This is a genomic window from Parafilimonas sp., assembly GCF_051953455.1.
Lineage (GTDB): Bacteria > Bacteroidota > Bacteroidia > Chitinophagales > Chitinophagaceae > Parafilimonas.
This window is the reverse complement of the sequence record NZ_JBQCIT010000008.1, coordinates 208,571-216,239: the sequence shown is the minus strand read 5'-3', so window position 1 is coordinate 216,239 and position 7,669 is coordinate 208,571. Positions and strand designations below refer to the sequence as shown.

Sequence of the window (7,669 nt, the reverse complement as noted above, 5' to 3'; positions counted from 1 at the left end):
TCGTAACTCCAAACCCGGTAAGTATCAGTTTGCGGGTCACATCTGTTTCACCGGTTCATACAAAAGGCGCCTTTTGCGGTTCAGTCACGCCGAAGGTGGGATTGAAAAAATCCAAAGGATATTTTTTCAAAGAAGCGCAGGCAGCGCCGTTGTATGAACGAGGCCATGCGGCCCTGAGCTATAAAACTTACATTACTTAGGAGAAAAGAAAGTAACAAAAGATTAAATAACAATTATTCATTCTCTAATTGATCCACGAGAAATATTGCCTGTCTGCAATACCGGTTGGTGAGGACACCAGCCGGTAGAAAAAGGTATCCGGCAATCATTCATGATACCGAAAGATTATAATGAAATGAACAAACTGACGAAGATTACCGGCACAAACTATCAATGGTATTATACATATCCACAAAACATTTCCAGTCGGTATTATTGCTTCCATTGCGGCCCGGCGTTTTATTATAAAAGCCATCCAAAAAATTGGCAGCGCCGGTCCATACAGTCTGCATCATACCATAAAAATGCGGCTGCATTTCCTTGGTGGCCGTTTTCCTGAAGTTGATCATATCATTGGTTTGCTGTATCGCAACAGCCGGCCGGTTCCAGGGACAGGTAATTACATTCAATCCTTTCATGGCAAAATAAACCGGCGTTTTATCAGCGCGTTCATAATGCCAGTCGCAGATAATAACCTCTTTCGGTATCATATCTATAGCGCGGTACGTGTTATTATAACTCGCTTCCCACTCTCCCATGCCGGTGGTTTTACCATCAATCAGGCGGTCGCCCCAGATCCATAAACGGCGGTTTTTTTGAGCAAGATGATCATTTATCAAACGCACTTCATTGGCAAATAATTCCGCTTTATCCCGGCCGCCGCAGCGCGGACATTGTTTTTCACCCAAATAAAAAACTTCATCCATGCCGGCATGAAAAGAGGTTGCCTGGAAAGCATCGCATATTTCATCCACAATATCAAACACAATCTTATGCACTTCAGGATGCAGGGGGCAATAACTCTTGCAATAAAGATTATCGGCATTCGGCCATTTATATTGTTCAGGCATTTTCACATCAGGTGTTTCATCAAACTGCGGGTAAACAGTAAGCAGTTTTCCCGTTTTATTTGCCCAGGATTGATGCCCCAAAAGGTTTACCTGCGGTATGAGGTCAATGTTATGCTTACGGCAGGCGGCTACCAGTTTATCAACATCCTTTTTTGATAAGGCACCGCTGTCTGCCAGTTCAGGGTGTGATGTATATTGATAACCGTAATCAACGCGCAGGATCAAGGTATTTACTTTGCGTGTTGCCAGCTCTTCATCAATGAATTTAATAAAACGGTCAACATCTTTTGGCGCCGGTGCAGCGATACAAAAACCGCGAACAGGCAATACACTGTCGGGCGAAGATGGTTGTGCCTGCAATGAAGGCAATAAAAAACAGGCGGGCAAAAGCAGGAGCATGATTTTTTTCATAGTGATAAATGTAGGTAATAATAAAACGCCTTCAATGCGCTTTACAGGCATTCATGGTTTCTAAAACTAAAAATAAAACCACGGTAAAATTTCCGGTTAAAAAATTACATCCCGGATTTTATTTTCTCAGCATAAATTGCATTTTTCCACTTTGAAAACCGGCTGAATGGCATTCTGCAGAAAAAAAAGAAAAGGCATTTTAAAGCTTATACCGTTCCTGTTCATATTCACCCTGCTTCAGCAAAAAGTTTTATCGCAAAACAATGATGAGGCCATAAAAGCGGCTTATGCATTACAGGCAGAGAAGCCTGGTCTTAAAAACGCTTATACGGCCTTGCTTGTCAAGCTGGATAAAGAAGATGCAGAAAACTTTAAGCACAGGTTTCAGCAAAAAATACTGCGCCGGGTAAATACGCAATGGTTCGTTGTAAGAGGGGCTGATGTTGCAGGTTTTAAGCCGTTTCATGTATTGGAATTGCTGCGGGCCAATAATACATTCAAACTATCTTCTACTGCCGGTTTATCAAAGCTTGCAGCTTCCAAATTTTATAAATGTATTGTTGAAGTAAGCGACAGTGTTCTGTTTAAAAAAGATATGCATTTGTATAACAAACCCATTCAATCTTCTTACAAAAACATATTTATTATAAAGACTGATGCTTCATTTGTTCTTGATACCTTAATCAACCTGGGCTATGTTGTATCGGCAGATATAAAATCACAGCAGCCAACACCTGAAACCGTGATCAATGATTACGATAACAGTGAAAATGCCATCAATCTTTTTTTCAGTCAATATCCTTCGTTCAACGGCAATGGCTTAACGGTTTCTGTGAAAGAAAATTTGTTCGACACCACGGATATTGATTTTAAAAACAGGATTATTACACCAGGGCTGGAGGCCGATACCACATCAAGCCATGCCACCACCATGGCCACTTTAATTGCGGGCGGCGGCAACAGTTTTGAATCAGCCAGGGGCATTGCCTGGGCATCATCTGTTGCATCATCTGACTTTACCAATCTTTTGCCCGATGATGACAGTTATTTTAATGAACACAATATTTCTGTACAGAATAATTCTTATGGTGTGGGCATAGAAAATTTTTATGGTGCGGATGCAGCAGCCTATGATCAAAGCACCATCGATAACCCGCATCTGCTATATATTTTTTCTGCAGGTAATTCAGGAACGGCCACACCGGAAGATGGGGCCTATAAAGGCCTGGAAGGTTTCTCCAATCTTACCGGCAGTTTTAAACAGGCGAAAAATATACTTACCGTTGGCTCGGTTGATTCATTTTACCGCGTTGCATCATTAAGTTCAAAAGGGCCTGCTTATGATGGCCGTATAAAACCTGAGCTTGTTGCTTACGGCAATGATGGCAGCTCCGGCGCAGCCGCCATTACTTCGGGTACTGTACTCGCTGTACAGTCGGCCTATCAATCCGTTCACCAGGATTCATTGCCGCCAAATGCACTGGTAAAAGCCATCATTATAAACAGCGCCGATGATGTTTTTAGTGCAGGCCCTGATTTTTATTCAGGCTTTGGCAATGTGAATGTAAATAATGCCGTAACAGATGCATTGGCCAATAATTTTTTTTCAGATAATATTCATCAGGATGAAACGAAAAGTTTTGCAATCCATGTTCCGGCAAACATGCACAATCTAAAGATCACATTGGTTTGGAATGATGCGGCCAATACAGCCAATGCCTTCAAAGCCCTGGTAAACGACCTCGACCTTTCGCTTGAAAGCATAAATGATCCTATTGTTTACCAGCCTTGGGTTTTAAACATACATGCTGATGAAACCGCTTTATTAAGCAACGCCGTAAGAGGCAGGGACAGTTTGAATAACGTGGAGCAAATAACTGTTTCCAAACCGGCTGAAGGTGATTATAGCATTCATGTAAAAGGCTACGACGTTACTGCCGGCCCGCAATTATTCTACATTGTTTATACTTTTTATCCTGAAAACACTTTCACTTTCATTTCGCCTGCCGGCAACAGTCATTTTATGCCTGCCGGTAAAAATATTTTCAGGTGGGATGCAACATTCACATCAGCAAAAGGTAAGCTTGAATACAGTATTGATGAGGGAAATTCATGGCACACCATCAGCAGCAATATCAATCTTTCAAAAAAATATTTTGAATGGACGGCGCCGGACACAAACGTTATTGCACTGGCACGCATGACCATCAGCAACAAAATATTTTACAGCGATACGTTTGATATAAGCACGCAACCCTTTCCCGTTGTAGGCTTCAGTTGCGGTGATTCAGCCTTGATTTCCTGGGATAAACAAAAGGGCATACATGCATATACAATATTCAGCCTCGGTGATAAATACCTGCAACCAATAGCAACCACAAGCGATACTTTTTATATGGTAAAAAATGCGCCTTCCAAATTTATTGCAGTGGCGCCTGTTTTAAATAACCATACCGGTATTAAAAGCTATACGTTTGATTATTCCGCACAGGGCGTTGGCTGTTATATAAGTAATTTTCTCGCCGACCCCGACGGCGGGAATGCTTCCCTGAAATTATATTTAGGCACCACATTCAATATAAAAAAAGCCGTTTTCCAGCAACGCATGGCAGGCGTTTGGACAGATTTAAAAATGATTGAACCTATCAACACGCTTACCGTAAATTATATTTCGCCAATGCATCAGGGAATAAATTTTTACAGGGCTGTTATAACGCTTGATAACGGCAGTACGGTTACAAGCAATGAAGCTTCGGTTAACTTTTTAAAGAATGCACCATACATTATATATCCAAATCCTGCAGCAGCAAGGCAGGGCTTTTATATCTTATCTCAAAATATTTCTTCCTATACAATTGTATTGTACGATGTAGTGGGCAGGGAATTAGTACAGCAGCAAATAACACAGCAGCGCCAACGTGTAATTACTTCCAATCTTGCAAAAGGAATTTACCTGGCCGTTATTTATGATGATAAGCATCACTCAGTTTTTAAAACGAAGATTGTAATAGATTAAGGTACTGGTTGAGTTGGTTAAAAATTTAAGTACTGTTCCGGATAGATTTTTTGTTTTAGCCAGAGATGTACAGGTAAAAATTCATCAGCGCATCATCCACAAAATCTGTACATCCTTTGGTCAATAAATTCTTTACTTTTTATGATAGTTTAATAATAAAAAAACCACTGCATTTTTCAGCAGTGGTTAAAATATAAATGCTTTTTATCTTCTTATTTATAGAGATAATTTAATGCAATTACATCATTAGGATTAAATGGCCTGTTGGTACCATCTGTACAGGCAAGCATCCAGCTTCCGGGGTCTTTGGGTGTTTTTTCTGTGCCGGGAATATAAACAGCGCCAACGCCTGCTGCGCCTTCATTCCAGGGGAAAGTGAGGCCGCAGCTATACCTGCGGTTCTTGTAATCGGTATGCCTGAAGCCAATTGTATGGCCCATTTCATGCGCTATTACAGTAGCAAGCCACTGCACATCAGTATTGTCTGTGAAAGTGCCCTGGCGTGAATTTAAAGTAATAGGTGAAGCAGGATTACCGGCTTTGTTAGGAAAGCCTGATGACTGGCCTAATACACCGCCGCCGCCAAGGTCTTTACCAATAATATCTATATCACCAACGCCGCTAACCCGCTGAAATTTTATGCGCAGGTTTAAGGCATTATACCTGGCGATAGCAGAATCTGTAGCCGCTGTAAAAAGCGCTACGTTGTTAGGATAATTCATAGAAACTTTAATAGTTCGCGGAAGCTTCTTGATTAAGTTGGTGGTGCGGTATTGTTCTTCTTCGCCCACACGGATATCGGGGCCAATGTTTGGTGTTGCAGTTAATTGTTCGCTGGAAAGAAAAATATCATTTTCAACAATATAACCGCCATCGCTTTTAATAACATTATCGGAGCTAAAACCCTGGGCCCTTATCTGGCTCAGCACTTCTTCAGGAATGTCGCCGGCAGAACCGGATGTCTGGCTGTCTTTTTTGCACGAAAATAGCAGCAGGCTTAAAGCGGCCGCAGAAAGAAACATGTTTAGTTTCATGGTGTGTGATTTAAAATGAATGGATGATTAAAAAATTATCAGGAAGTTTATTGGTGTTTAATATTTACTGCTAAAAGCTGTTAAGTTAAAATGCAAACATAGATCATAGGAAAAAATACAATAGCATTAGTCTTCATGGTTTCATTGTTTACTGTTTGCAGAATATTAATTGAGAATTAAAAACGCGTGCTAAACTAAGCAAATATTTTACACGCAATAAAAAATTTACGCCGGATACATTATAACCCAGAAATAATTTTATCTGCCAAACATCTTCAGCAATTGTTCATCAGTAAACTCTGCAAAAACAGGATTGCCGTTTGGCGTAACTGAAGGCGTGTTGCATTTAAACAGTTCTTCAACAAGGATTTCCATTTCTTTAATACTTAGCGCCCTCCCTGCTTTTATTGCCTGTTGCCTTGCCATACAATGAATCAGCTTCTCCCGCCTGCTGAATTTTAATTCACTGCTGAAGTGTTTAAATTGTTCAAGCAGCAGTTCAACCGAATGTTTTTCATTGCCATGTAAAATATCGGCAGGCGTGCCCCGGATAATAAAACTGTTCTTCCCAAACGCTTCAATTTTATAACCTAATAATTCAAGATCATTTAATAATTCCGTTAGCAAAGCGGCATCCTGCGGCGATAATTCAAGTGTAACCGGAAATAGTGTTTGCTGGGTAACGGGCTGCCTGCTTTGTATGATGGCTGCATATCGTTCAAATAAAATTCTTTCATGGGCATGCTGCTGATGAATGAGCATAAAGCCATCTTTTAAAGAGCCTACAATATAAGTATTAAGCAACTGGCTGTTTACAACTGGCAATTCAGCGCTGTTTAAATCTAACGTAACAGCAGCAGGCGATTGCTCCTGCGTAAAATTGCTTTCCCTATAAAAATCCTGCCAATGTTTCAAAGCATTTTTTTCGCCCGGTTCTATTAAATGGGCCTGGTTTTTCTGGGAAAATTTTCTATATAGTTCGGATGCTGTAACCGTTTGCTGTTTCTCCTGCGTGAAAGGCTGTGTAATGGCTTCCGCCTGCATAATGTCTGCATTCAAACTAAAATCGAGAGAAGGCGAAATGCTGAATTGTGCCAGCGCATGTTTTATAGCGGCCTGCACAAAAGCATATACTATTTTTTCATCTTCAAATTTTATTTCCTGCTTGGTGGGATGCACGTTTATATCAACCTGTGAAGGATCAAGGTCTATATATAAAGCATACACCGGGAAACTGTCTTTTGGAAGCAACGCATCAAATGCGGTTATTACTGCATGATTTAAATAAGCGCTTTTAATAAAGCGGCTATTCACAAAGAAATACTGATCGCCCCTGGTTTTTTTTGCAGCTTCAGGCTTGCCAACAAAACCATTAATATTTAAATAATCAGTAGTTTCTTTTACAGCAACCAGTTTGGTGGAATATTGATGGCCGAGCAACTGCAAAAAACGTTGTTTATAATTGCCGGCCTCCAGGTGAAAAACCTGCTGGCCATTGCTGGTAAGCGAAAAAAATATGTTGGGAAATGCAAGCGCCACATGAATAAATTCATCCACTATATGGCGCATTTCCGAGGCATTGCTTTTTAAAAAATTGCGCCTTGCCGGCACACTGAAGAAAAGGTTCTTCATGCAAATATTGGTACCCACTGCACAGGCGCAGGCTTCCTGCTTTCTTACTACACTATTATCAATCTCAATAAAAGTTCCCAACTCATCTTCTGCCCTTCTCGTTTTTATTTCCACCTGCGCCACCGCTGCAATGGAAGCCAGGGCTTCACCCCTGAAACCCATGGTGCGGATATGAAAAAGGTCATCTATACTTTTTATTTTACTGGTGGCATGGCGTTCAAAACACATACGGGCATCGGTTTCGCTCATGCCCTTGCCATTATCAATCACCTGTATAAGTGTTTTGCCGGCATCGGTTAAATGCATCTCTATGGAAGTTGCACCGGCATCCACCGCATTTTCCAGCAGTTCCTTTACTGCACTTGCCGGGCGCTGAATTACTTCTCCCGCAGCAATTTGATTAGCAATATTGTCAGGTAATAAATTAATTATATCAATCACAAGAAATCTCCTTCTTCATTGCCGTAAAAATAGAAATATTACCATTAAAGCTCATGTAAACAGGC

5 protein-coding genes are annotated in these 7,669 nt (G+C 40.9%); 2 read left to right on the top strand and 3 right to left on the bottom strand.

The annotated features are described in order from the left end of the window. Positions 1-200 (top strand): hypothetical protein (locus ACTHN6_RS03010; RefSeq protein WP_440434229.1); only part of this gene is annotated, 200 nt, incomplete at its 5' end. A 174-nt stretch (positions 201-374) separates the two neighbouring features. On the opposite strand, the gene ACTHN6_RS03005 is transcribed toward ACTHN6_RS03010, so the two are convergent. Further along, positions 375-1,481, bottom strand: coding sequence for a family 20 glycosylhydrolase (locus ACTHN6_RS03005; RefSeq protein WP_440434228.1), 1,107 nt, complete (start codon positions 1,479-1,481; stop codon positions 375-377). Positions 1,482-1,647: 166 nt separating this feature from the next. Between ACTHN6_RS03005 and ACTHN6_RS03000 the strand changes: the two genes are divergently transcribed. Next, on the top strand, positions 1,648-4,497 hold the full coding sequence (locus ACTHN6_RS03000) for a S8 family peptidase (protein WP_440434227.1): 2,850 nt from the start codon (positions 1,648-1,650) through the stop codon (positions 4,495-4,497). A gap of 212 nt (positions 4,498-4,709) precedes the next feature. Here the strand turns inward: ACTHN6_RS03000 and ACTHN6_RS02995 are convergent, their stop codons facing one another. After that, positions 4,710-5,531: a M57 family metalloprotease gene (locus tag ACTHN6_RS02995; RefSeq protein WP_440434226.1), complete on the bottom strand. Its 822-nt coding sequence runs from the start codon at positions 5,529-5,531 to the stop codon at positions 4,710-4,712. A gap of 258 nt (positions 5,532-5,789) precedes the next feature. Beyond that, positions 5,790-7,604, bottom strand: a complete 1,815-nt coding sequence (gene mutL, locus ACTHN6_RS02990; protein WP_440434225.1) for a DNA mismatch repair endonuclease MutL — start codon at positions 7,602-7,604, stop codon at positions 5,790-5,792. Positions 7,605-7,669 lie beyond the last annotated feature (65 nt).

What these genes read in the sequence shown, in the direction of transcription:
- ACTHN6_RS03005 (WP_440434228.1), bottom strand. Translation starts at nt 1,481, where the DNA reads ATGAAAAAAATCATGCTCCTGCTTTTGCCCGCCTGTTTTTTATTGCCT.
- ACTHN6_RS03000 (WP_440434227.1), top strand. Translation starts at nt 1,648, where the DNA reads ATGGCATTCTGCAGAAAAAAAAGAAAAGGCATTTTAAAGCTTATACCG.
- ACTHN6_RS02995 (WP_440434226.1), bottom strand. Translation starts at nt 5,531, where the DNA reads ATGAAACTAAACATGTTTCTTTCTGCGGCCGCTTTAAGCCTGCTGCTA.